24 protein-coding genes and 1 riboswitch are annotated in these 23,092 nt (G+C 50.8%); of the genes, 17 read left to right on the forward strand and 7 right to left on the reverse strand.

The window, feature by feature from the left end; translation table 11 throughout:
• Window positions 1–5: 5 nt before the first annotated feature.
• Window positions 6–944 carry a cysteine synthase A gene (gene cysK, locus EP073_RS00240; RefSeq protein WP_128465170.1) on the reverse strand — a complete coding sequence of 313 codons (939 nt, stop codon included), beginning with the start codon at window positions 942–944 and terminating at the stop codon, window positions 6–8.
• A 233-nt stretch (window positions 945–1,177) separates the two neighbouring features.
• Here cysK and EP073_RS00245 point away from each other — a divergent pair, with 233 nt between their 5' ends.
• From EP073_RS00245 to EP073_RS00280, 8 genes are all read left to right on the forward strand, one after another.
• A complete protein-coding gene (locus EP073_RS00245) occupies window positions 1,178–2,110 on the forward strand; it encodes an MOSC domain-containing protein (protein ID WP_128465171.1) in 933 nt (310 codons plus the stop codon).
• Window positions 2,111–2,120: 10 nt separating this feature from the next.
• Entirely contained in the window at window positions 2,121–2,726 is a 606-nt protein-coding gene (gene tmk, locus EP073_RS00250) for a dTMP kinase (RefSeq protein WP_283808394.1), read from the forward strand.
• Complete coding sequence (locus EP073_RS00255; protein ID WP_128465173.1) at window positions 2,723–3,598, forward strand: AAA family ATPase; 876 nt, start codon at window positions 2,723–2,725, stop codon at window positions 3,596–3,598. Before tmk ends, EP073_RS00255 begins: the two co-directional genes overlap by 4 nt.
• A complete protein-coding gene (locus EP073_RS00260) occupies window positions 3,585–4,307 on the forward strand; it encodes a PSP1 domain-containing protein (protein ID WP_128465174.1) in 723 nt (240 codons plus the stop codon). Before EP073_RS00255 ends, EP073_RS00260 begins: the two co-directional genes overlap by 14 nt.
• Window positions 4,304–6,250 carry a methionine--tRNA ligase gene (gene metG, locus EP073_RS00265; protein ID WP_128465175.1) on the forward strand — a complete coding sequence of 649 codons (1,947 nt, stop codon included), beginning with the start codon at window positions 4,304–4,306 and terminating at the stop codon, window positions 6,248–6,250. The genes EP073_RS00260 and metG overlap by 4 nt, the downstream gene beginning before the upstream one ends.
• A 519-nt stretch (window positions 6,251–6,769) precedes the next feature.
• On the forward strand, window positions 6,770–7,609 hold the full coding sequence (locus EP073_RS00270) for a TatD family hydrolase (protein ID WP_128465176.1): 840 nt from the start codon (window positions 6,770–6,772) through the stop codon (window positions 7,607–7,609).
• Window positions 7,606–7,968, forward strand: coding sequence for a response regulator transcription factor (locus tag EP073_RS00275; protein ID WP_128465177.1), 363 nt, complete (start codon window positions 7,606–7,608; stop codon window positions 7,966–7,968). Before EP073_RS00270 ends, EP073_RS00275 begins: the two co-directional genes overlap by 4 nt.
• 76 nt (window positions 7,969–8,044) lie before the next feature.
• Entirely contained in the window at window positions 8,045–8,494 is a 450-nt protein-coding gene (locus EP073_RS00280) for a universal stress protein (protein ID WP_128465178.1), read from the forward strand.
• A 231-nt stretch (window positions 8,495–8,725) separates the two neighbouring features.
• Here the strand turns inward: EP073_RS00280 and EP073_RS00285 are convergent, their stop codons facing one another.
• Window positions 8,726–9,313: a hypothetical protein gene (locus EP073_RS00285; RefSeq protein ID WP_128465179.1), complete on the reverse strand. Its 588-nt coding sequence runs from the start codon at window positions 9,311–9,313 to the stop codon at window positions 8,726–8,728.
• Between the two features lie 119 nt (window positions 9,314–9,432).
• A riboswitch (SAM riboswitch) is annotated at window positions 9,433–9,542 on the forward strand.
• A gap of 69 nt (window positions 9,543–9,611) precedes the next feature.
• Here EP073_RS00285 and EP073_RS00290 point away from each other — a divergent pair.
• The 4 genes from EP073_RS00290 to EP073_RS00305 are packed head-to-tail and all read left to right on the forward strand — an operon-like array spanning window position 9,612 to window position 14,540.
• The gene (locus tag EP073_RS00290; RefSeq protein WP_128465180.1) at window positions 9,612–10,898 is read left to right on the forward strand and encodes an O-acetylhomoserine aminocarboxypropyltransferase/cysteine synthase family protein; all 1,287 of its coding nucleotides are present in this window, start codon (window positions 9,612–9,614) and stop codon (window positions 10,896–10,898) included.
• A gap of 3 nt (window positions 10,899–10,901) precedes the next feature.
• Entirely contained in the window at window positions 10,902–12,017 is a 1,116-nt protein-coding gene (gene metX / locus EP073_RS00295) for a homoserine O-acetyltransferase MetX (protein WP_128465181.1), read from the forward strand.
• A gap of 3 nt (window positions 12,018–12,020) precedes the next feature.
• Entirely contained in the window at window positions 12,021–12,734 is a 714-nt protein-coding gene (locus EP073_RS00300) for a class I SAM-dependent methyltransferase (RefSeq protein ID WP_128465182.1), read from the forward strand.
• Window positions 12,735–12,746: 12 nt separating this feature from the next.
• The gene (locus tag EP073_RS00305) at window positions 12,747–14,540 is read left to right on the forward strand and encodes a chloride channel protein (protein WP_241654015.1); all 1,794 of its coding nucleotides are present in this window, start codon (window positions 12,747–12,749) and stop codon (window positions 14,538–14,540) included.
• Here EP073_RS00305 and sugE read toward each other — a convergent pair.
• From sugE to EP073_RS00330, 5 genes are all read right to left on the reverse strand, one after another.
• Window positions 14,537–14,851 carry a quaternary ammonium compound efflux SMR transporter SugE gene (gene sugE / locus EP073_RS00310; protein WP_128465183.1) on the reverse strand — a complete coding sequence of 105 codons (315 nt, stop codon included), beginning with the start codon at window positions 14,849–14,851 and terminating at the stop codon, window positions 14,537–14,539. The genes EP073_RS00305 and sugE overlap by 4 nt on opposite strands.
• A gap of 102 nt (window positions 14,852–14,953) precedes the next feature.
• Window positions 14,954–15,865, reverse strand: a complete 912-nt coding sequence (lpxK, locus tag EP073_RS00315) for a tetraacyldisaccharide 4'-kinase (RefSeq protein WP_128465184.1) — start codon at window positions 15,863–15,865, stop codon at window positions 14,954–14,956.
• Entirely contained in the window at window positions 15,855–16,619 is a 765-nt protein-coding gene (locus EP073_RS00320; protein WP_128465185.1) for a glycosyltransferase family 2 protein, read from the reverse strand. Before EP073_RS00320 ends, lpxK begins: the two co-directional genes overlap by 11 nt.
• Window positions 16,612–17,601 carry a UDP-glucuronic acid decarboxylase family protein gene (locus EP073_RS00325; protein ID WP_128465186.1) on the reverse strand — a complete coding sequence of 330 codons (990 nt, stop codon included), beginning with the start codon at window positions 17,599–17,601 and terminating at the stop codon, window positions 16,612–16,614. Before EP073_RS00325 ends, EP073_RS00320 begins: the two co-directional genes overlap by 8 nt.
• Window positions 17,582–18,889, reverse strand: coding sequence for a UDP-glucose dehydrogenase family protein (locus EP073_RS00330; RefSeq protein WP_128465187.1), 1,308 nt, complete (start codon window positions 18,887–18,889; stop codon window positions 17,582–17,584). Before EP073_RS00330 ends, EP073_RS00325 begins: the two co-directional genes overlap by 20 nt.
• Window positions 18,890–19,073: 184 nt before the next feature.
• Between EP073_RS00330 and EP073_RS00335 the strand changes: the two genes are divergently transcribed.
• The 5 genes from EP073_RS00335 to EP073_RS00355 all read left to right on the forward strand — a co-directional run bounded on the left by EP073_RS00335 (window position 19,074) and on the right by EP073_RS00355 (window position 23,088).
• Window positions 19,074–19,910: a pirin family protein gene (locus tag EP073_RS00335; RefSeq protein ID WP_128465188.1), complete on the forward strand. Its 837-nt coding sequence runs from the start codon at window positions 19,074–19,076 to the stop codon at window positions 19,908–19,910.
• 366 nt (window positions 19,911–20,276) lie between these two features.
• Window positions 20,277–20,765, forward strand: a complete 489-nt coding sequence (locus tag EP073_RS00340; protein ID WP_128465189.1) for a YceD family protein — start codon at window positions 20,277–20,279, stop codon at window positions 20,763–20,765.
• A 53-nt stretch (window positions 20,766–20,818) separates the two neighbouring features.
• Entirely contained in the window at window positions 20,819–21,001 is a 183-nt protein-coding gene (gene rpmF, locus EP073_RS00345; protein ID WP_128465190.1) for a 50S ribosomal protein L32, read from the forward strand.
• Between the two features lies 1 nt (window position 21,002).
• Window positions 21,003–22,085 (forward strand): phosphate acyltransferase PlsX, encoded by a 1,083-nt coding sequence (plsX, locus tag EP073_RS00350; RefSeq protein ID WP_128465191.1) that lies wholly within the window; start codon window positions 21,003–21,005, stop codon window positions 22,083–22,085.
• A gap of 31 nt (window positions 22,086–22,116) precedes the next feature.
• On the forward strand, window positions 22,117–23,088 hold the full coding sequence (locus EP073_RS00355) for a beta-ketoacyl-ACP synthase 3 (RefSeq protein ID WP_164885401.1): 972 nt from the start codon (window positions 22,117–22,119) through the stop codon (window positions 23,086–23,088).
• The last annotated feature ends 4 nt before the right edge of the window (window positions 23,089–23,092 follow it).

The raw sequence follows: 23,092 nt of genomic DNA on the forward strand, positions 1-23,092 counted from the left end.
AGCCCCTAAAATATATTCGCTGACAGATACCTTTCCCCTGAATCGGGAAGGATTATTACGATGGTTTTCCCCTGAAGTCCGAGCTCTCTGACGGCAGTATCCGCAGCCCATACGGCGGCACCGGAGGAGATTCCCGCGAGAATGCCCTCTTCCGTTGCGAGTCTTTTTGTCCAGTCATAGGCGGCGTCATCCGGCACGGTGACAACCTTGTCCAGAAGCTTAACATCAAGGGTTTTTGGTATGAAGCCCGCACCAATGCCCTGAATCCTGTGGGAACCGGGGATCATAGGCTTACCCGCCATAAACTGCGTGATAACCGGACTGCCGTCGGGCTCAACACCCACGGCGATGATATTTTTCTTTTTATCAAGCTTAAGACACTGGGCAATGCCTGTGATTGTGCCGCCGGTGCCTATTCCGGATACTATCACGTCCACCTGTCCGTCAGTATCGTTCCAGATTTCCACCCCTGTTGTTGCTCTGTGGATAGCGGGGTTTGCGGGGTTTTCAAACTGCTGAGGCAGGAAATATCTGTCGGGTTCCTTTGCGGCAAGCTCCACAGCCTTGTCCACCGCGCCCTTCATACCGAGAGCGCCGTCAGTGAGCATACATTCGGCGCCGAAGGCACTCATAAGCATCCTGCGCTCCGCACTCATGTTATCGGGCATAATCAGAGCTACCTTTATCCCCATGGCAGCCCCGGCATAGGCAAGCCCGATTCCCGTGTTCCCGCTGGTGGGTTCTATAACCGTCATCCCTTTTCTCAGCTTTCCCTTCTCAAGGGCATCCCAGAGAAGAGCGGCGCCTATTCTGCACTTTACGGAGTAAGCGGGGTTGCGTCCTTCTATCTTAGCGAGGAAGGTATTACCCGCCGCACATATCTTATTAAGCCTCACGAGGGGCGTGTTCCCTATGGAGGCGGGGTTGTTTTCAAATACTCTCATGGGTAACTCCTTCCACATACTTCGTTGACATTACATACCGAATTAATTATTTTGCATCCAAACGAAGAAAATGGAAAGTTTTTACTTTACCTTTTCTCATTCAAAAATAAACTTGCGAAGTAAATAAAAATTTTTTGAAGGGGCTCGGCGGATGCTTTTAATAAAAAGTTTCCCTGAACAGTAAAACCCCGAAACCAAACAAAAATTTTATTTCATCTGCCGGAGGAACGAAAATGTCAGGCAAAATCCATTCAATAAACATCAGCGAGAAAAAGGGAGTGCAGAAAACCCCTGTTGACTCCGTTGAGATGGTAAACGATTTCGGTATAAAAAACGATGCGCACAGCGGCAAATGGCACAGACAGGTAAGCTTTCTCGCTCAGGAAAGCATAGATAAGATGGTGGCAAAAGGTCTTAAAGTCAAAGGCGGCGACTTCGCCGAAAACATAACCACAATCGGAGTTGACCTCGTCAGCATGAAGGTGGGCGAAAGACTTAAAATCGGCGGTGTTGAGTTCATCATCTCCCAGCTTGGCAAGCTCTGCCACAACAGATGCGCAATCTACCACGCCGCAGGAGACTGCGTTATGCCCCGTGAGGGAATATTCGGCGTTGTCAAAGGTGACGGCGAAGTTAAACTCGGCGATAGTGTGGAAAAGCTCCCCAAGGAAAAAATAACCGTCGCCGTTGTCACCCTCAGCGACAAAGGGAGCAAAGGCGAGCGTGTTGACGAGACCGGTCCCGCCCTCATAGAGATGGTGAAAAAGGAGCTTGACCCCTCCTTCACAAGGCTTGAGCTCATACCCGATGAGGTCGATCAGCTTAGGAATATAATAAAATATCTCATAGACATTCAGGGCTTTGACCTTGTGATAACAAACGGCTCCACAGGGCTTTCTCCCCGTGACATAGCTCCGGACGCCACGCTTGAGATGATAGAAAAGCGCCTCCCGGGGTTCGAGGAAGCCATGCGGATGGAAAGCTTCAGGAAGACTCCCCACGCTCTTTTATCAAGAGCGGTTTGCGGAACCAGAAAAGACAGTATAATATTGAATGTGCCGGGAAGTCCCAAGGGCGCCCTTGAGAATCTTGAGGTCGTGATAAAGGCTCTTCCCCACGCCATAAAAAAGCTTCAGGGGGATCCCGCTGACTGCGCGGCAAAATAACGGACTTTACATAGCGCTGGACGGAATAGACGGCTGCGGGAAAAGCACCCACTGCATCAGGCTTGCCGAATACTTCGGCTCGCTTGGGCGCAAGGTGCTTCTCACCCGTGAGCCGGGCGGAACCGAGATAGGAGCCGAGCTGAGGGCGAGACTTCTTTCAAGCAAATATGAACTGGAGCCCGAATCGGAGATGATGCTCTTTTTCGTGGACAGGCTTGAGCACCTCACAAAGAAGGTGATACCAGCGCTCAATGAAGGAATGGTGGTAATAAGCGACCGCTTCACGGCGTCCACCTTCGCTTATCAGGTCTTCGGACGGGGAATACCGGAAAACGTCTACACAGCGCTTGAGCGCATGGCGCTCAAGATTGTGCCGGATGTGGCAGTTATAATCGACAATGAGCCAATAACCTGCATAGCAAGAGCCAAAGCAAGGCTTGCGGAAGACGGCAAGTTTGACACGGAAGGCAAGTTTGAGCAGCTTTCCTACGACTTTTTCCGCAGCGTGCGGAACGGCTTTCTCACCTTCGCGGAAAGAAACGGCTATGTCCGCATTGTTGACGGTCTGGGAACTGTTGAGGAAGTATTCTCCCGCATACTCAGTAATGTAAGATGAGATACACTGGTCACAAAAGGGAAAGAGAGATTTTCTCCAAGGCCCTGAAAGCGGAAAAGCTTGTTCATGCGTATATATTCAGCGGGAAGGAGAGCTGCGGCAAAAAGCTCCTTGCCCGTGAGATTGCCCGTTCGCTGTTCTGCGGGTGCGCTCTCTTTGAGGAATCAGCCTCCCGCCACTCAGCGCAGGTTGACGCGCTGAACCACCCCGATCTCCACATTTTCGAGGACGACTCCATACCCATAGAGAAGGTGCGGAAAATAAGCGAAACAGCGTATCTGAGCCCCCATTCGGCAAACCATAAAATATTCATAATCGACAACGCCCACAACATGCGCACAGAAGCCTCAAACGCTTTTCTCAAAACTCTTGAGGAGCCCGGGGAGAACACTGTGTTTTTCCTCATAACCGATAAATACGACCGCCTTCTGCCCACTATCCGTTCAAGGTGCATACACATAGAATTTTCCCGCCTCAGTGATGAGGAGGTTGTTTCCATTATAAAAAAACTCCGCCCCGATGTTTCAAACTACGAGGCGGCGGTTAAGCTTGCCGCCGGTTCCGTGTCGCAGGCTCTTTATTTTCTGGACAATAACGCAGCGGAAAAATGGATGCTTTTTGAGGATCTCAGCGGCGAAAAACTGTACAAGCGTCTGGAAGGACTGAAAGAAAAGGACGATATAAGGATTTTCTGCTCCGTTCTCTACGGCTTTCTTCTGGAAAAATACAGACGTGCCGGAGATCCCGTTCTGCTTGAGTTTTCAAACTATTTGCTGGATATTTTGCAGAGGCTTAACTATAATGTTAATCTTGACATTTTCAGGTTTGACCTGTTCACGAAAATAACAGAGGTTCTAATTGAAAGAGATTGAAGTTACCGGAGTGGCGTTTAAGCCCGCCGGAAAAATATATGACTTTTTATCCTGCGGGATAGAGACAAAGCACGGCGAACATGTTGTTGTGGAAACGGAAAAAGGCGAAGACATCGCCGCCGTTATCCTTTCCCCCCGTCCCATGATTATCAAAAACATGGACGAAATGAAAAAGGTTGTCCGCAAGGCGACTGAGGAAGACTACGCCAGACGCGCCAAAAATATTGAGGAAGAGCCTGCCGCCTTTGCAGAGTGCAAGGAGCTTGTGGTAAAGCACGGTCTCGATATGAAGCTGCTCAAGGCCGAATACACTCTCGACAGGAGCAAGCTCACCTTCTTCTTCACCTCCGACGGCAGGGTCGATTTCCGTGCTCTGGTGCGTGACCTTGCCCGTGTCTTCCGCACCCGTATAGAAATGCGTCAGGTCGGCGTCAGGGACGCAACCAAGATGCTCGGCGGCTTCGGGCTCTGCGGAAAGGAGTTCTGCTGCTCCACATTCTTAAGAAAATTCGACAATATTTCCATAAAAATGGCGAAGGATCAGAACCTTATCCTCAACCCCACCAAGATCTCAGGGGTTTGCGGAAGGCTGATGTGCTGCCTGCTCTATGAAAAGGAATCGTACTCCGGAATCATAGACGAAAACGGCAACACGGCAAAGGTTGAGTTCACACTGGGCAAGGCGGAAGACGAAGGAGGAAACATATGACAAAACAGCCTTTTTATATCACAACACCGATTTACTACGTAAATGACGTGCCCCACATAGGACACGCGTATACGACGGTTGCGTGTGATGCTGTTTCCCGCTTCAAACGCCTCACAGGACACGAAGTCTTCTTCCTCACCGGAACAGACGAACACGGACAGAAAATCGAACAGGCTGCGGAGAAGAAAGGAATAACTCCCAAGGAGCTCGCCGACGGCGTGGTTCAGCGCTTCGCCGGACTCTGGGAAAAGCTCAATATCTCTAATGACGATTTCATCCGCACAACGGATCAGATACATAAAGACTCCGTGCAGAAGCTCTTCAAGAAAATGCAGGAAAACGGCGACATCTACCTCGGTCATTACGAAGGCTGGTACTGCACCCCCTGCGAGACCTACTGGACAGAGACTCAGCTTCTCGACGGAAACTGCTGCCCATCCTGCGGCAGAACCACCGAAAAACTGAAAGAGCCCAGCTACTTCTTCCGTATGAGCAAATACGGGGACGCCCTCCTGAAGCACATTCAGGACAACCCCGACTTCATAAAACCGGAATCCAGACGAAATGAGATAATCTCCTTCATCAGAGAGGGGCTTAAGGATCTCTCCGTGAGCCGTGTCTCCTTCAAGTGGGGGATACCCGTTCCTGATGATACAGATCACGTTATCTATGTTTGGATCGACGCCCTCACCAACTACATAACCGCCCTCGGCTACAGGGACGACGCGGAAAACTTCAAAAAATTCTGGCCCGCTACATACCATGTGGTAGGAAAGGATATTCTCCGCTTCCATACCGTTTACTGGCCTACAATGCTCATGAGCGCCGGTCTTCCCCTGCCCAAAAGCGTTTTCGCCCACGGCTGGTGGACTGTTGAGGGGCAGAAGATGTCCAAATCCCTCGGCAACGCCATTGACCCTTACTGGCTGGCGGATACCTTCGGCGTGGACGCCATCAGGTATTTCCTGCTCCGTGAAGTGCCTTTCGGACTGGACGGCGACTTCTCGTTCAGGGCGCTGATACACAGGGTCAACGGAGATCTGGCAAACGATCTCGGCAACCTGCTGAACCGTACCCTCGGCATGCTCACACGCTACTTCGGCGGTGTTCTGCCCGAGTACAGGGTCGGCGATCCCATTGATACTGCAATGGATGCGAAAATTGACTCGGTATTTGCCGATGTGGAAAAGCATCTGGATACACTCGCCTTCAATAAAGCGCTGATAAGCATTTGGGAGCTGGTGAGCGCATTCAATAAGTACATTGATGACACAGCTCCTTGGGCTCTCGCCAAGGATGATGCGCATAAGGACAGACTCGGTTCCGTTCTCTATAAAATTCTGGACGGCGCAAGGCTCATCGCCACGCTTATCTCCCCGTTTATGCCCGAAACGGCAAGAAGCATGCGTGTTCAGCTCGGTCTTGAACCTGAGATAGCGCCCGCACCCATCGAAGAGCTCAAAAAAAACGGCGGACTGAAAGCGGGAACACTCCTTGACAAGTCAGTGCAGCTTTTCCCCAGAATAGATGAAAAGGAAATGCTGGATAGCATACAAAAAACCCGCATGCCTGAGACAAAAAAGGCGGAGGAGGACGCAAAACCGGAGGCGATCTCTGTTGCCATCGAGTTCGCGGATTTCCAGAAGGTTGCGGTCAAAGCGGGTAAAATCCTTGATGCTGAAAAGGTTGAGAAAAGCGAGAAGCTCCTCAAGCTGAAGGTCTCTCTCGGTGAAAACAGCGAGAGAACCATAGTGGCGGGCATAGCGAAGAGCTATGAGCCCCAACAGCTTAAGGGCAAAACAGTGGCAGTTGTCGCTAACCTAAAACCGGCTAAGCTCATGGGCATAGCGTCAGAAGGGATGGTGCTTGCCGCCTTCGATGGCGAGCGTCACCATGTGCTGATCCTCCCTGACGGAATACCCGCAGGCACACCCATAAAATAAAATGTTGCGTCAGGCGGTTGATCCGCCTGCGAGCGTGTCAGCAAACTGACAGGACGTACACGTTTGCTGCTGTTATAACTCATATTATTCCACGGAAGGAATAACGCCGTGCGGAGCGAAGACGAACGAAGTTCGGCGCGAGCGTGTCAGCAAACAGGCAGGACGTACACGTTTGCTGCTGTTATAACTCATATTATTCCACGGAAGGAATAACGCCGTGCGGAGCGAAGACGAACGAAGTTCGGCGCGAGCGTGTCAGCAAACTGACAGAGCGTACACGTTTGCTGCTGTTATAACTCATATTATTCCACGGAAGGAATAACGCCGTGCGGAGCGAAGACGAACGAAGTTCGGCGCGAGCGTGTCAGCAAACTGACAGGACGTACAGTTTGCTGCATTAATATGATATTGCCTATCAATAATATTGACACAAACACATAAATAAAATAATCTGTCTTCGGACTTGATTTTTCACGAATCGATCCGCATCTTAAACAAAAACATGGGAACAGATTATAAATGATTTCAAAAAAGGATACGCCCGAACACAGGGAATTTCTTGATAAATTAGCCGGACTCAACGGCTTTTTCACCGATTCACATGCGCATGTACATATGCAGCCGCTTTCTGAAGATGCAGACGCTGTGCTTTTAAGAGCGGCGGAACATAAGATCGGACGCATTGTCACCATCGGCATAGATGTTGAAGACAGCCGCCGGGCGGCGGACTTTGCGGCGAAACACAGCAATGTATACGCAGCCGTTGGTGTGCACCCGCACGACACGAAGGATTTCCCCGAAAGCGGGCTTGACTCTCTGCGGGAACTTCTCAAGGCGCCGAAGGTCATAGCGCTGGGCGAAATCGGGCTGGACTTCTATTACGACCACTCACCGAGAGAAACACAGGAAAAGTGCTTCGCCTCTTTTCTCGCAATCGCGGAAGAAACGGGCATGCCCGTTATTATACACAACAGAGACTCAACCGCCCGCCTGACGGAAATAATGAAGGCGGAGCTGCCCCCAAGGGAAAAGAGCGGCATAATACACTGCTTCAGCGGAGATACTGATCTCCTGCGGTATGCGCTGGACAACGGATTTTATATATCTTACGCGGGGGTGGTGACCTACCCCAAGTCGGAAGAGCTGCGCAGAACGCTTCAATTTGTGTCGAAGGACAGGCTGCTGATCGAAACAGATGCCCCGTACCTAGCGCCCGCTCCCTACAGAGGCAGAACAAACGAGCCCGCATACACGGCATACACCGCGGAAACAATAGCGGCGGAGCTTGGTATGAGCTTGGAGAAAACGGCGGAGCTTCTGGAAAGTAACTTTCAGTCACTATTCGGGGACAGGTTATGAAAAAGAAAATTTTGATTGTTGAGGACAACAGATACGAACGGGAAGGTCTCGCTTCTCTCCTTTCCGAACAGAACTACGATGTGGACACTGTGGAAAACGGGCGTTTCGCTCTTGACAAGCTTCATGAGACAGAGTTTGACCTAGTGGTGACAGATCTGATGATGCCCGCCACCGACGGGCTCCAGTTTCTGCATAAGCTCAGAAGCAACGGAAGCAGTATGCCCGTTCTCGTGATCACCGGCAACGAAAACATGCAGAATATGCTCTCGGCTTATCAGCTTGGCGCATTGGATGTTATATACAAACCGTTCCAGTTCAGCGAGCTGATGGACGTAATCAAAAGAGTAATTCCCGTCTGATTTAGTCTTTCTTAACTGTCAGCTAAGGTATATAATAGATTTATCTCGATAATTTATTATGTTCCGGAGGACAGTGATGATAAAGATTAAAAAAATACTTTACCCTACGGATTTTTCCGAACCTTCAAAAATTGCCCTTGAATATGCCGCTGAACTCGCCAAGCAGTTCGGAGCAGAGCTTGAGATACTGCACGTCATGTTTGACGAAACTCAGGTGGTCTCTTTCTATCTTCCGCAGGTGACTATGCAGTCCCTCTCAACCGATATAGAAACGGGCTCCGCAAAGCAGCTTGATGAGTTTATACAGAATCAGCCCGTGCTCAAGGGAATTAACTACACCACGACGCTGATAAAGGGTACGCCCTTCATTGAAATCACCAAGCACGCCAAGGAAACAGGCGCGGATATGATAGTAATCGGCACCCACGGCAGAACAGGGCTTGACCATGTTCTCTTCGGGTCAACTGCCGAAAAGGTAGTACGCAAGGCGCCGTGCCCCGTATTTACTGTGAGACCGGAGAAATAAGGGCAGAAAATTTTAATAATTGGGAGAACCTTTCTTTAACGAAAAAGAACGGTTCTCTTTTTTTATGATCTGAAATTCACCCTCCATGGGAATTTCAGATACACGCTCGCGCCGTGGTAAACACGGCTTCGCTTCACACGGCGCAGTCCCATCCATGGGACTGTACAGTTTACGTCATTGCGAACTCCGCAGGGGTGAAGCAATCTCTCTGTATAATAATACTTAGTGCGCTCACTCCAGCTCAACCGATGCCAATATCCTTTCAGTGAGTTTCTCAAGTTTATCGTCATTTCCGTCAAAGCTGACCGCTACGTGTCTCAGCAGTTTTCCGGAGGAAAAGCTCAGCGCCTCCACACGGATTTTCTGCCCGCCGGTGTTTGCTGTTCCCGTGAGCCGCCAGCCGGAATGCCCGCCTGCCTTTTCCGGTTTTATTTCATACTCAAAAACAGATGCAGCGCCGGAATTTTTTATCTTATTCACAAGATCCGCCGAGAAAGCCTCCCCGCTGATCTCCGCGGGAGCCTCCGCCGCAAGGACAGTAAGCCCGAAGGTTCCCAAAGAGAACTGCCGGACATCCTGCGCCGTGGCATTATCAAAGATTTCTGCCGCCGCTGAAACATCCCTCATATTATCAGGCGCCAGTATCTTTATGCCGGTATTGCCCACTTCCCGCTCTTCCCAGTTCTGCGCGAGAATCACATCAGCTATTCCCTTCTCCGCTTTCGCCGCTTTTTTGTGATATTTAAAAGCCGCCGTTCCGGCGAATACTGCAAGCACCACAGCCGCTGCTATTACAAATGTCCTGATCATACCGTTCAAAATAATCCCTCCGAATGTCTCTGCTGTATTTTTTCAAGCTATCAGACAAAAGACCGCCGACCAAGCAAAACATTCCATTGACTTAGTAATAAAATCGGATGTAATATTGCAGACTTTTTTACTTATCAAGAGTGGTGGAGGGACAGGCCCGTCGAAACCACAGCAACCGCCCTTTGAGGAAAGGTGCTAATTCCTGCCCTGCGTGCCGTGAAGACAGGGGAGATAAGAACCGTTAAGACGACTCTAACGCCTCTTTCCCCTTGGGACAGAGGCTTTTTTTGTATTCAGGAGGCAAACTATGAGCAAGCACCGCATTGAAACCATCGCAGTACACGGCGGACAGACACCAGACCCCGTAACAGGCGCCAGAGCCGTACCCATATACCAGACAACGGCTTACAAATTCCGTGACGCCGACCACGCGGTGAAGCTGTTTGATCTGGAAGAGGCAGGCTACATTTACACTCGCCTGAACAACCCAACGGTTGAGGTACTGGAAAACCGCATAGCGATGCTTGAAGGGGGAACAGGTGCTGTCGCCGCTTCCTCCGGTCAGTTTGCAGAGTTCATGGTTTTCTCCACCATAGCCGAAGCCGGAGACGAAATAATCACCACAAACAGGCTCTACGGCGGGACGAACAACCTGTTTTTCCACACCTTCAAAAAGCTGGGAATAACCTTCCGCCCTTTTGACCAGAATAACCCTGACGAAATTAAGTCTCTGATAAATGAAAAAACCAAGGCAGTCTATCTTGAGACAGTAGCAAACCCCGGCAACGATATAGCTGACTTTGAGACAATAGCAAAAATCACCCATGAAAATGGTCTGCCACTTGTGATAGACAATACATACCCCACTCCTTTTCTCTGCCGTCCGAAGGACTTCGGCGCGGATGTGGTTGTCCACTCCGTAACCAAATTTTTAGGCGGACACGGGAACTCCATGGGCGGCGTCGCCGTTGACCTCGGCACATTCGACTGGGCGAAGAGCGGACGCTTCCCTTCCTTCACCACTCCCGATCCCAGCTACCACGGCATAGTGTATGCGGAAAGGTTCGGCAATATGGCGCTTGCGGTTAAGATGCGCGTGCAGACCATGCGTGACATAGGCGGCTGCATGAGTCCCATGAATGCCTTCCTCCTTCTTCAGGGGCTTGAGACACTTCATGTCCGCATGGAAAGGCATGTGGAAAACGCCCGCAAGCTTGCCGATTATCTTCAGAAAAGCGACATGGTGGACTGGGTGAATTTTCCCGAGCTTGAGGGTAACCCCAACTGTGAAAGAGCGAAAAAATACATGCCCAAGGGAACAGGCGCAATGCTGAGCTTCGGCATCAAAGGCGGGCAGCAGGCGGGCAAAGCCTTCATAGAGGGGGTAGAGCTTGCCACTCACCTCACCAACCTAGGCGACACAAGAACCCTTGTCACCCATCCCGCAAGCACAACTCACCGCCAGCTCAACGCAGAGCAGAAAGCAAAAGCGGGCATAACGGACGGGCTTATCCGCCTCTCTGTGGGCATAGAGCACATCGACGATATAATAGCCGACATAGAACAGGCATTTGCGAAGGCAAAGAAGGCTTAATATATGGAAAACTCCGCAGGCATAGTAAAACCGCAGTACGTCACCTTCAGGGATGATTTCTCATTTGAGAGCGGCAGGGTTATATCCTCCGTCACCTGCTGTTACGAGACATACGGTAAGCTCAGCGAAGACAAATCAAACGCAGTCCTCGTCTGCCACGCCCTCACCGGAAGCGCCCACGCAGCGGGCTTTCACAGGGCGGATGAGCAGAAGCCCGGCTGGTGGGACTCCATGATAGGTCCGGGCAAGACCTTTGACACGAATAAATACTTCGTTATCTGCTCCAACTTCCTCGGAAGCTGCTTCGGAACCACCGGACCTTCCTCTGTGGATCCGTCAACAGGCAAGAGATACGGTATCCGTTTCCCCGTGGCGTCTGTTAAGGACATGGTGAAGCTTCAGAAAAGGCTCATAGACCATTTAGGAATTGAAAAGCTTCTCGCTGTGGCGGGTGGCTCCATGGGCGGCATGCAGGTTCTGGAATGGGGAGCGACATATCCGGACATGATGAAGACTCTGATCCCCATTGCCACCACTCACGCCATAACACCCATGGCGATCGCCTTCAACAGCATAGCCCGCTTCTCCATCACCAAAGATCCCAGATGGAACAAGGGCGACTACTACGAAGGTGAATTCCCCGTGGACGGACTGGCGATCGCGCGCATGGCGGGGCACATCACCTATCTTTCCGATCCGGCTTTTAACGACAAGTTCGGGCGGAGATATTCGGCTTTTGAAGGCTTTTACGATTTTAACGGCTTTTTTGAAGTTGAGAACTATCTCCGTTATAACGGCTATAAATTCACAGAGGTCTTCGACGCCAACACATACCTTTATGTGCTGAAGGCAATGGATATTTTTGATCTTTCCTACGGCAGGGGCTCTTTGTCGGACGCTGTGGAGCTCATAAAGGCGGACACGCTGCTCATATCTGTTTCGTCAGATTTCCTTTTCCCCCCGTACCTTACAGAGGAAATATATGATATAATGAAGTATCAGGGCAAAAAAGCCTTCTGGTACAACATACAATCAAACTACGGACACGACGCCTTCCTCCTTGAGTTTGAAGAGCTGGACAGGCTGATAAGGGAATTTTTCGCTGACAGAGGGCTGTAAATAATGGGATTCAATGAAGCGGCGTTCAACTACTACATAAGCTCGGATCACATCAAGGGTGACGACCTTGATTTGATAAGAAAAAACTTTAAGAACAAAGAGTTTGAATGCCTGCTGGACATTGCCGCTGGCGCAGGGCACTGTGCGGCGGCTGTTCCGGCGAAGAGACGTTATACACTTGACCCCAGCATGCCCATGCTGAAAACCGCCAAGGAAAAATTCGGTCTTAATCTCCCCGTATGCGCCGTGGCGGAGTCGATCCCGTTTTCGGACAACACTTTCGACATTCTCACCTGCCGCATAGCCATGCACCATTTCAAAAACCCCGACCTCTTCTTCCGTGAGGTGAAAAGGGTTCTGCGCCCTCTCGGCTGGATGGTTCTCATAGACAACATAGTGGATGTTGAGGACTCATACCTCAATGTGATAGAATACATAAGAGACAACACGCACATACGCAGCTACAGGCTGGATGAGATACTCAGGTTCGCCCGTGACGACTTCCGCCTGATAGATTACGCCTGCATATTCAAAAAGCATGACTTCCCCGAATGGGCAGGCAGGCTCGCCGAAGGACCTGAGGCTGTGGAGCGGATTGAGCAGGCATTCAAGGATCTGCCGGACAGCATACAGAAGGAGCTGGAGGTGGAAAAGACCTACGGCAGAATTTCCGCATATACGGATAAGAAAGGATTCTTCATTTTCCGCTCCGTGTGATAAGGATGGTAAGTGTTTAAATTCAGATTAAAGGAATTTAATCTGCCGGTAATCGGCAGATGGTTCATACTCGGCTCGCTTGTGGGAATCGTGGCGGGCTTAGGCGCGATTATTTTCTTCCTGATGCTTCAGGGATGCTCGTATATCTTCCTCGACTACATCGGCGGCATGAGGGTGGAGGAGACGGCGGGAGAACCTGCTTTCTTCGGTCATGCGGCAACTCAGTTCAACAGATGGATAGTCCTCTTCCTCCCCGCTCTCGGGGGGCTTATCAGCGGTTTTCTCGTGTATAAGTTCGCACCGGAAGCGGAAGGGCACGGCACTGACGCCGCCATAAAAGCGATTCACCATAAAAACGGCTATATAAAATGGAACGTCCCGCTGATCAAAACCTTAGCAAGCTCCATAACCATCGGAACAGGCGGTTCCGGCGGGCGTGAGGGTCCTATAGCGCAGATAGGCGCAGGCTTCGGTTCCTTTCTCGGAAGAGTGCTGAACCTCACCGACAGGGAGAAACGCATACTGACAGCCGCTGGCATGGGAGCGGGCGTGGGCGCCATATTCCGCTCACCTCTGGCGGGCGCGATCTTCGCTGCGGAAGTGCTTTACAGCAGTTCGGACATGGAGTTTGAAGTCCTTCTGCCATCAACCATAACATCAATCATAGCCTACTCAATATTCTGCTCTTTCTTCGGTTGGGATCCGCTGTTCGCCACTCCGGGCTTCCGGTTTGACAGCCCGCTGGAGCTCGCCGGATATACAATACTCGGTTTTGCCTGCGCCTTCTTCGGCTGGCTTTACGTCAACACCTTTTACCGCATCCGTGATTTTTTCAAGGTAATGAAGCTTTCTCCTTATCTCAAGCCCGCCCTCGGCGGTCTGCTCACGGGGATAATCGGTTTCTGGCTTCCTGAGGCTATAGGCGGCGGCTACGCCAATATAGAGCTGGCGATGAACGTTCACCTGAGCATCCTGCTCTTGTTCGTGCTGATATTCGCCAAGATACTCACCACCTCCTTCAGCATAGGCAGCGGCGGCAGCGCCGGCATTTTCGGGCCCTCCATGGTGATAGGCGCCTCCGTCGGCGGTTTTATAGGTCTGGCGCTGAACATGACACTCCCTGTCATTGCGCCTGAGCCCGGGGCATATGTAGTAGTGGGGATGGCGGGCTTCTTCGCCGGAATCGCGAGCGCACCCCTCTCAACCATAATTATGGTCAGCGAAATGACAGGAAACTATCACCTTCTGGTTCCCTCAATGTGGGTAAGCACTCTGACGTTTCTCCTGCTCCGCAAAACAACCATGTACCGCAGTCAGGTGGAGTTCCGCAGCGATTCACCGATTCACAAGGGCGAGTTCTTTCTTCAGGTGCTTCAGGACATCAGAGTGAAGGACATTATGCGCCCTGATCCCATTGTCATAAGAGAAGATATGAGATTCAGCGATATTGTTCACTTCATATCAGCCACCAAGCACAACAACTTTCCCGTGGTGAAGGAGAACGGCGAGCTTGTGGGCGTTTTGCTGTTTGAGGAGATAAGGGAGTTCGTATTTGAGGAAGGGCTTGAGAGTATTGTTGTGGCGGGAGAGGTCTGCGAGAAAGACATCCCGGTGATCAAACCCGCAAATAATCTCGCCGACGCCATAGAGATGATAGGCTTCAAAAACATAGAGCTCCTGCCCGTGGTCGACACTGATAAGGATAATATCCTGATCGGCATCATCACCCGCAGGGACATCATATCCACATACAACAAGGTGCTCCGCAAGCGCAAATTTGAAAACGAGCAGGAAGCGGACTTCTAGCCAGCTATCTTCAGTCCGGTTATCCCCGCCGCAATGAGCAGAACGGACAAGCCTCTGATAAAACTCAGCGGTTCATTGAGAAAAATCACCCCGCAGATGAAAATACCCGTCGCTCCTATTCCCGTCCAAACGGCATAGGCTGTGCCCATGGAAAGAGTTTTCATGGAGTACGAAAGCAGATAAAAGCTTACGGACATTGCTGCGATTGTGATAACTGACGGAAGGGGTTTTGAGAAGCCCTGACTGTATTTAAGCCCCATAGCCCAGATGATTTCAAAAAGTCCGGCGATGAAAAGAGACGTCCAAGCCATTTTAGACCTCATTTAAAAAAGCGGAGCCGTCCCCTGATGTAACCGAGAGGTGAGGTCGTCCTCACATCGACAGTTTTTTAAATTAGGCTTTCCCCCGGAAAATCAATCTATCCTTTTCGCTATTTCCCTGAAAAAGCCTTCCCCGTCATTGAGGGCTATGTCTATCTCGGCGTAGGCGTATTTATGTCTGCGGTCTTCGGGGATTTTCACAAAATCCTTCTGCGTGGTTATGATCATGTCGAGTTTATAGTGCTCCGAAATGTCCTCCAGCTTATCCAGAGTCTTGCGGCAGTAGTGCATATGATCGGGAAACTGCCTGTTTTTTACTATGTTTATCCCGTTTTCATAGAGAAATGCGAGAAACCTGCCGCCGCCCGCAATCCCTGCGAAGCCGAGACATCGTTTGCCCTGCATATCCTCTGCCGAGAGCAGCCTTCCGTCCGCAGTCCTTATTCCCTTAAACTCTATATTGCTGAAAAACACAGGTCTGTCCTTCACCAGCGGAACAACATTGCTCGGAACCTCCGTATTGTCCGCCCTTGTGAAAACGATTATATCAGCCCTGCGTATTCCTTTCGGAAACTCCCGCAGATACCCGAACGGAAAAGGGAGTCCTGTTGAAATCGGCTTTCTGTGATCCAACAGGAGAATGTCCAGATCCCTGTGCATTCTTTTATGCTGAAAACCGTCGTCCAGAATGAACAGATCCGGTCTGAAGTGCTCCATCGCGTATGCGGCGCTGTCCGCTCTTTCCTTTCCGGTGATTACGATCGCCCCTTTGCAGTTCTCTGCTATCATATACGGCTCGTCCGCTGCCAGCGGCGGCTTCATCAGTATATTCTCCCCGTCGGAGATTACATTGGTTTCAAGCCCTATCTTCCCCTTGTACCCTCTGGAGAGCACGCAGACCTTTTTCCCCTGACTGAGAAAATAGTTTGTGAGTCTGATAGTGAAGGGTGTTTTGCCTGTGCCGCCGAGGGATATATTGCCGACGGAGATAACTTTAGGAGTCACGGTTCTTCATCTCCAGTTCCCAAAGGAAAACATATTTGAGAAATACATAAAGAAGGCTGCTGAACGCTGCCAAGAAGCCTCTGAACCCGTCCAGAAAACCAAGGCGGAGTATGTATTTTTTCAGGAAAGCCGCAGGCGGGTTAAAAATAAGCCTGCCGAAGGACATTTTACGTCCGTTTTTCCTGTACATTTCAGCGGATAAACGGGCGTATTTCACCAGTCTGTGCATGTGGTCTTCTATGTCCTTATACGAATAATGCTGCAATTCACCCTCAAGTCTGCCAGTTTCGCCTTCGATGTGAAGGTATTCGTGCACATCCCCTCCGCGCCATTCGGGCTTGGCGGAAGCCTTTACAAGCCGGAGCCTGCGGTCGGGCTGCCACGAAAAGCGGAGGAATTTTCCGGCGTAAAATGTGCGTCTGCTGAGAACATACCCGCCGCAAGCGCCGCTCAGAACAGCGCCGACTATGGAATGCCTGAGCGCGTCGTCCGGCACCTCATCACAATCAAGTGAGAGTATCCACGGCTGGGAGCATTTTTCCAGAGCGGAGTTCTTCTGTTTCTCAAAGCCCTTCCAGTCCTCGGAATATACCTTTGCGCCGAACTTTTCCGCGATCTGCACAGTTTTGTCCGTGGAGCGAGAATCCACCACTATTATCTCAGATGCTATATCTGCAACGCTTTTCAGCGTTTTTTCCATGTTCGCTTCTTCGTTGAAAGAAATAAAGCAGACGGAAAGAGGAAGCTTAGCCATTCTCCTTTGTTCCCCCGTTTTTCTTTATCGTGTGTCTGAAAAAATCTATTGTCTGTCTGAGACCTTCGTAGATACTGACAACCGGTCGCCAGCCGAGAACAGTCTCAGCCTTTGTTATGTCCGGGCACCTTCTCTTGGGATCGTCCTCAGGGAGCTCTTTATGCACAAGCTCGGACTTTGAGCCGAGAAAACCTATTATGAGCCGCGCAAAATCCTCCACAGCGTACTCGTCGGTATTGCCGAGGTTGAAGATCTCGCCGTTCAGCCCGTCCTGCATGGCTGTTCTGTATATCCCCTCCACAAGGTCGGAGATGTAGCAGAAGCTGCGGGTCTGGCTGCCGTCGCCGTAGACCGTGACCGGCTCGCCCTGCAAAGCCTGATAAGCGAAGTTCGGTATTATTCTGCCGTCATTCAGCCTCATGCGGGGACCGTAGGTGTTGAATATACGGACTATACGTACGTCCACGCCGTGAGTGCGGTGATATGCCATTGTCATGGCTTCGGAAAACCTTTTCGCCTCATCATAAACGGAACGCACGCCCACCGAGTTCACGTTTCCCCAGTAGGTCTCCGGCTGCGGATGCACCTCAGGATCTCCGTAGACTTCGGATGTTGAGGCGAAAACATATCTCGCCCCCTTCTCCTTCGCCATTCCGAGGGTGTGCATTGTACCCACGGAATCCACCTTGAGTGTCTGGATCGGGAAATTGAGATAATCCACAGGGCTCGCCGGACATGCGAAATGCAGAATCAGATCCACTCTGCCCTCAACATGTATATAGTTGGTGACGTTGTATTTAATGAACCGGAAGCAGTCATTGCCCATGTGGTGGGCTATGTTGTCCATGGAGCCTGTTATAAGGTTGTCCATGCCTATGACCTTCCATCCCTCCGCCAGAAAGCGGTCGCAGAGATGGCTGCCGATGAATCCCGCGGCGCCTGTTATCAGAACGGTTTTCCGTCTACCTGCCGATGCTGTAATATTCCACCCCTTGCTCCTTCATCTTTTTAGGATCAAAAGCGTTTCTGCCGTCTATAACAAGAGGCAGTCTCATAATTTTTTTAAGTTTCGCAGCATCGACCTCAAGAAACTCCTTCCACTCTGTAACGAGAAGAACAGCGTCTGCGCCTTCCGCTGCTGCGTACATATCTTCAAAATATTTTATCTGCCCGCTCTCGGGGAAAAGCCTTGAGAAGTTTTCCGCAGCCTTGGGATCACAGAGCCGGAGCTTGGCTCCCTGCGCGGCGAGTTCCCGCACTATATCGATCGCGGGCGCTTCCCTTATATCGTCCGTATTGGGCTTGAAGGCAAGTCCCCAAACGCAGATCTCTTTCTCTTTGGTTATCCAGAGAAGCTCCTCCACCATGGCAAGATATTTGGTTCTTCTGGCGGCGTTGATATAATCAGCCTCCTCAAGGAGGGAGAAGTCCACGCCGTTTTCGTTCGCCATGTTGATGAACGCCTTTATATCCTTCGGAAAACAGCTTCCGCCGTAACCGAGACCGGCGTTGAGAAATGCCCTGCCTATGCGCTTGTCATAGCCCATGCCTTCCGCCACAAGCTCAATATCGGCGCCTACCTTTTCGCAGAGATCCGCAACCATATTTATATATGATATTTTAAGGGCAAGGAATGAGTTTGAAGCATGCTTTATGAGCTCTGCCGCCGCAGGTGTTGTTATAAGCAGCGGAAATCCTCTCTCTGCGAAGGGTTTGTATATCTCTCTGAATATAGCCTCCGCCCTTTCGCTCTCAACTCCGGCAACTATCCTGTCCGGATTGGTAAAATCGTAAAGCGCCGAGCCCTCACGGAGGAACTCGGGGTTTGAAGCCACATCAAAAGTCACGTTCGGATTGGCGTATCTTTTCAGCGTCATCTTCACCCTTCTGTGAGTGTTGACGGGAACTGTGGATTTTTCGATGATCAGCTTGTATCCGTCCGCAACTTCGGCTATCTGCCTCGCAGCTTCCTCAACCTGAGAGAGATCCGCCTTGCCTGTTTCGCTCTGGGGGGTTCCCACGCAGAGGAAAACCGCTTCGGCAAACTTCGCCCCCTCTTCTATGCTGTCAGTGAAGCGTATATTGCCGGAGGCTATGTTCTTTTTGAGAACTTCCGTAAGCCCCGGCTCATAAATGGGCGATTCGCCTTTTTTAAGGGTCGCAAGCTTTGAGGAAATCTTCTCAACACACATTACTTCGTTGCCGGTGTCGGCAAGACAAGCGGCTGTCACGAGACCTACATAGCCCGCACCGATTACAGTAAGCTTCATACTTTATCACCTTCGTTATAAAAATGTATTTTCGCACTGAATAACCGGACTTTAACCGCAGGCGGGGTAAGTGTCAATTTATAAAAAAGTGAGAATTACCTGCTACAATAGGTAATGCGGCGGCGGCATAAGCTCCCTTGAAATGTTTCACCATGTATTTATATTATATGCGAAGGAGATAGCTATGAAATTACGCACAGTGAGAGAGACGGTAACAGGCAGAGCCTCCGTAGACGGAGCCGGAGTGCACCTAAACAGAGTGCTGAGCAGAAGAAACACTGAAAAATTCGATCCCTTCCTGCTTCTGGACGCTTTTGATTCCGTAAATCCCGAGGATTATATAAAGGGCTTTCCCATGCACCCCCACAGAGGGATTGAGACTGTAACCTACCTGATTGAGGGCGAGATTGAGCATCAGGACAGTCTGGGGAACAAAGGAGTCATCACCTCCGGTGCGTGTCAGTGGATGACCGCCGGAAGCGGCATCCTCCATCAGGAAATGCCGCAGCCTTCTCCCCGTATGCTCGGGCTACAGCTCTGGGTGAATCTCGCCGCGAAAAATAAAATGACCGAACCGGCTTACAGGGACATAACCCCGGATCTGGTGACAAAGGTTGAGGATGAAACAGCTGCGGTTGCGATTGTTGCAGGTGAATATAAAGGAAAAAGAGGCGGAATGAGGGGCGAGCACCTGCCCGTGACCTTCCTTGACGTGACTGTAAAGCCCGGGCAGACATGGACACTGTCCACTCCTGCGGATGAAAACCTCTTCGTATATATTATGCAGGGAGAATGCAGCTTGGGAGACAGCACACCTTCGGCGGCAAAACAGGCTGTTCTCTTTAATTACGGAGACACAGTCAAGGCGTATTCGGAAAAAGGCGCAAGGTTCATCCTTGTTCACGGCGCACCTCTTAACGAGCCCATCGCATGGGGCGGACCCATCGTGATGAACACCGAAGAGGAACTTAAACTTGCCTTCGATGAGTTGGACAGGGGCACATTTATAAAGAACCGCTAGACATTAATTCTCAAAGCAGTGTAATGAAGGATCTCAGAATGACGCTCTGCTGTGTCACTGCAAGGGGCGGAGCGACGTGGCAGTCTTTCTCTGCGGAGTTCGCAATGACTCAAACAGTTCCATGAACGGAACTGCGCCGTACGAAGCGAAGCCGTGTTTACCAAGGCGTGAGCGTGTGCGTAAAAGGAGCAGGATGTACCCTTTTCTGCGGCAAGACGGATTGATCTTGACTTTCCATTTTAATCTATATAAGATTTTCCCTCATTTTGACCGCTTGAAGTGCGCCCTGCCGAAGGGTGCTTGGAAACGGCTGAAAAACACGGTCAAAAGCCCTGACACACAGGGTTTGCGCAAAGGTTTAGGACATTGAAAGTTATACTGGAAGACATTGAAAACACAGGAATCGAAATAAAAGCGGAAAGCTGCTTCGCCTTTGACGGCGGAAAGTTTGAATCCGTTATTTTCACCGGACGTCTCCTCCCTGTGGGGGACAAAAAAAGTGAGTTTTACCTTGACGGCAAAATAACGGCAAAGGTTGTTATGCCCTGCGACAGATGCCTTGAGGCAGTTTCCCTCGAACTGGGGGGAGATGTGAATGTCAGAATAGTCAGAACATCCGCTGAAGAGCTCCCCGAAGAGCTTGAGCTTGAGGATGACGATGTTTCCGCATACACTGTTGAGGGCGATGAACTCGAAACCGACGAAATAACCGAACAGGAAGCTCTGCTTCTGCTTCCCATGAAAGTGACCTGCGCAAAACCCTGCGGCAGTGAGCTTATAAAAGACGAAAACGACGAAATAGTGAAAGAAGGCGATCCCCGCTGGGACGCTCTCAATAAACTCAAAAACAACTGACGCTCTTTTCCGCATAGCCTGCGGATACGGCGAAAATATTAAGGAGTACTGTAATGGGTGTACCCAAGAAGAAGACCACACGTCGCAAAAAAGGTAACAGAAGAAGCCACCACCACGCAACCGCGCATTCTTTCGGAAAATGCGAGAACTGCGGAGAGCTTAAGCTTCCTCACAGAGTTTGCCCTTCCTGCGGATATTACAAAAAAGTGCAGGTAATCAAGACGGCTGAAATCTGACATGAGGATTGTGGTTGATGCCATGGGCGGCGACCACGCCCCGGAGGAGATAGTAAAAGGAGCCGTTGCCGCCTGCAACGAATACGGAGCAGACATACTCCTTGTGGGCAGAGAAGAGCAGATAAAGAAAGAGCTCGACTCATGCGGCAGGTTCCCCTCCTCTAAAATCGAAATCGACCATGCGGAAGATGTGGTTACTATGGATGATTCTCCCTCCATGATAGTGAGAGGGAAGAGAAACTCTTCCATACACACAGGTCTGAAGCATGTTAAAAACGGAAACGCGGACGCGTTCTTCAGCGCGGGCAATACAGGTGCGGTCATGGCTGTGGCAATCATGGTTCTGCGCACCCTGCCCGGTATAGACAGACCTGCGATAGGCGCTGTCCTCCCCAACATAAAGGGGCATACCGTAATGCTTGATGTCGGCGCCAACGTCGACTGCAAGCCGCTGAACTACTTCCAGTTCGCTATAATGGGCAGCGTATACGCCCAGATAGTTCTCGGACTTCCCCGACCCTCCATAGGTCTTCTCAGCATAGGCGAGGAAGACATGAAGGGGAACGAAACCACAAAATCAGTTCATACTCTCCTGCGTTCTGTGGGAAGCGCAATCAACTTCTACGGAAATGTCGAAGGCAAAGACCTCTTCAGAGGGACAACGGATGTTGTCGTCTGTGACGGTTTTTCCGGAAATGTCGCGCTCAAGGTTGCGGAATCCGCCGGATGGTACATATCCAAAATGCTCAAGGAAGAGATAACAAGCTCCTTCTGGGCAAAAGCCGGCGCCCTCATGGCGAGAAAAGCGCTGATGAGAGTGAAGGAAAGAGCTGACTACACCGAATACGGCGGAGCGCCCCTGCTCGGCGTTGAAGGTGTCTGCATTATCGGTCACGGAAGCTCAAACGCGAACGCCGTGAAAAACGGCATAAGAGTGGCAAAAGAGCTCGCCGAGCATGATCTCAACAAGGTTATTCAGGAAAAGCTTGCCGATTCCATAGGGGTTTTAGAAGTTGACAAAGATGTGTCTTTTTTGGATAATATCATCGGCAAATTCAAGAAAAAAAACCCGCAGGCTGAGTAAAATCAGCCTGCCTGCGGCGGTATAAATGAACATATATTCAAGATTCCTAGGGACCGGCTCCTGCTTTCCGCCGGATGTTATGACCAACCATGATTTTGAAAAATTTCTCGACACTTCGGACGAGTGGATCGTCTCCAGAACAGGCATAAAGGAACGCAGAGTAGCCAAAACCATGACCTGCGGCGAAATGGCTTACGGAGCCGCGCTCAATGCTCTGGATATGGCAGGCGTTAAGCCTGAGGAGCTGGACGGAATAATCGTCGCCTCGCTCACCCCCGACACAACCATGCCCTCAACGGCGTGCAACGTGCAGAAGATGCTCGGCATCAGGGGCTGCTTCGCGTTCGACCTCACTGCCGCCTGCTCAGGGTTCATATACGCAGTAAACATAGCCAACGGACTGATACGCTCAGGCTCAGCCAAAAAGCTCCTTGTTATCGGCGCTGAAAGGCTCACCGCCGGACTCGACTGGACAGACAGGAGCACATGTATCCTCTTCGGTGACGGAGCGGGCGCGGCTGTCATAGGTGCGGATACAGCACCCGGGATACGCAGCGTACACGCATACGCAGACGGCAGCTTCGGCAACCTCCTAACTCTGGATTCCCTCGGCTCCACATTTTTAGCTGAAAGAAAAGAACGCAACATAGAAGACCACCTGCTCCATATGAGCGGGAACGAGATATTCAAAATAGCCGTGCGCGCCATGTCGGACGCCGCGGACGCCGCAGTTCTCTCAAGCGGGCTCACATATGAGGACATAGACTTCCTCATACCCCATCAGGCGAACCTGCGTATTATTGACGCCACAGCAAAAAGGCTGAAGCTTCCGCCCGAAAAAGTTGTGATAAATCTTGACAAATACGGCAACACCTCTGCCGCGACCATCCCCACCGCATTTGACGGAGTCGTGAGAAACGGCACGCTCAAAAGAGGCATGAACATTGCCTGCGCAGCTTTCGGCGGCGGTCTCACTTGGGGAAGCATGGTTTTCACTTTCTAAAAGC

It is taken from the genome of Geovibrio thiophilus (assembly GCF_004087915.1).
In the GTDB taxonomy this organism is placed as follows: Bacteria; Chrysiogenota; Deferribacteres; order Deferribacterales; family Geovibrionaceae; genus Geovibrio; species Geovibrio thiophilus.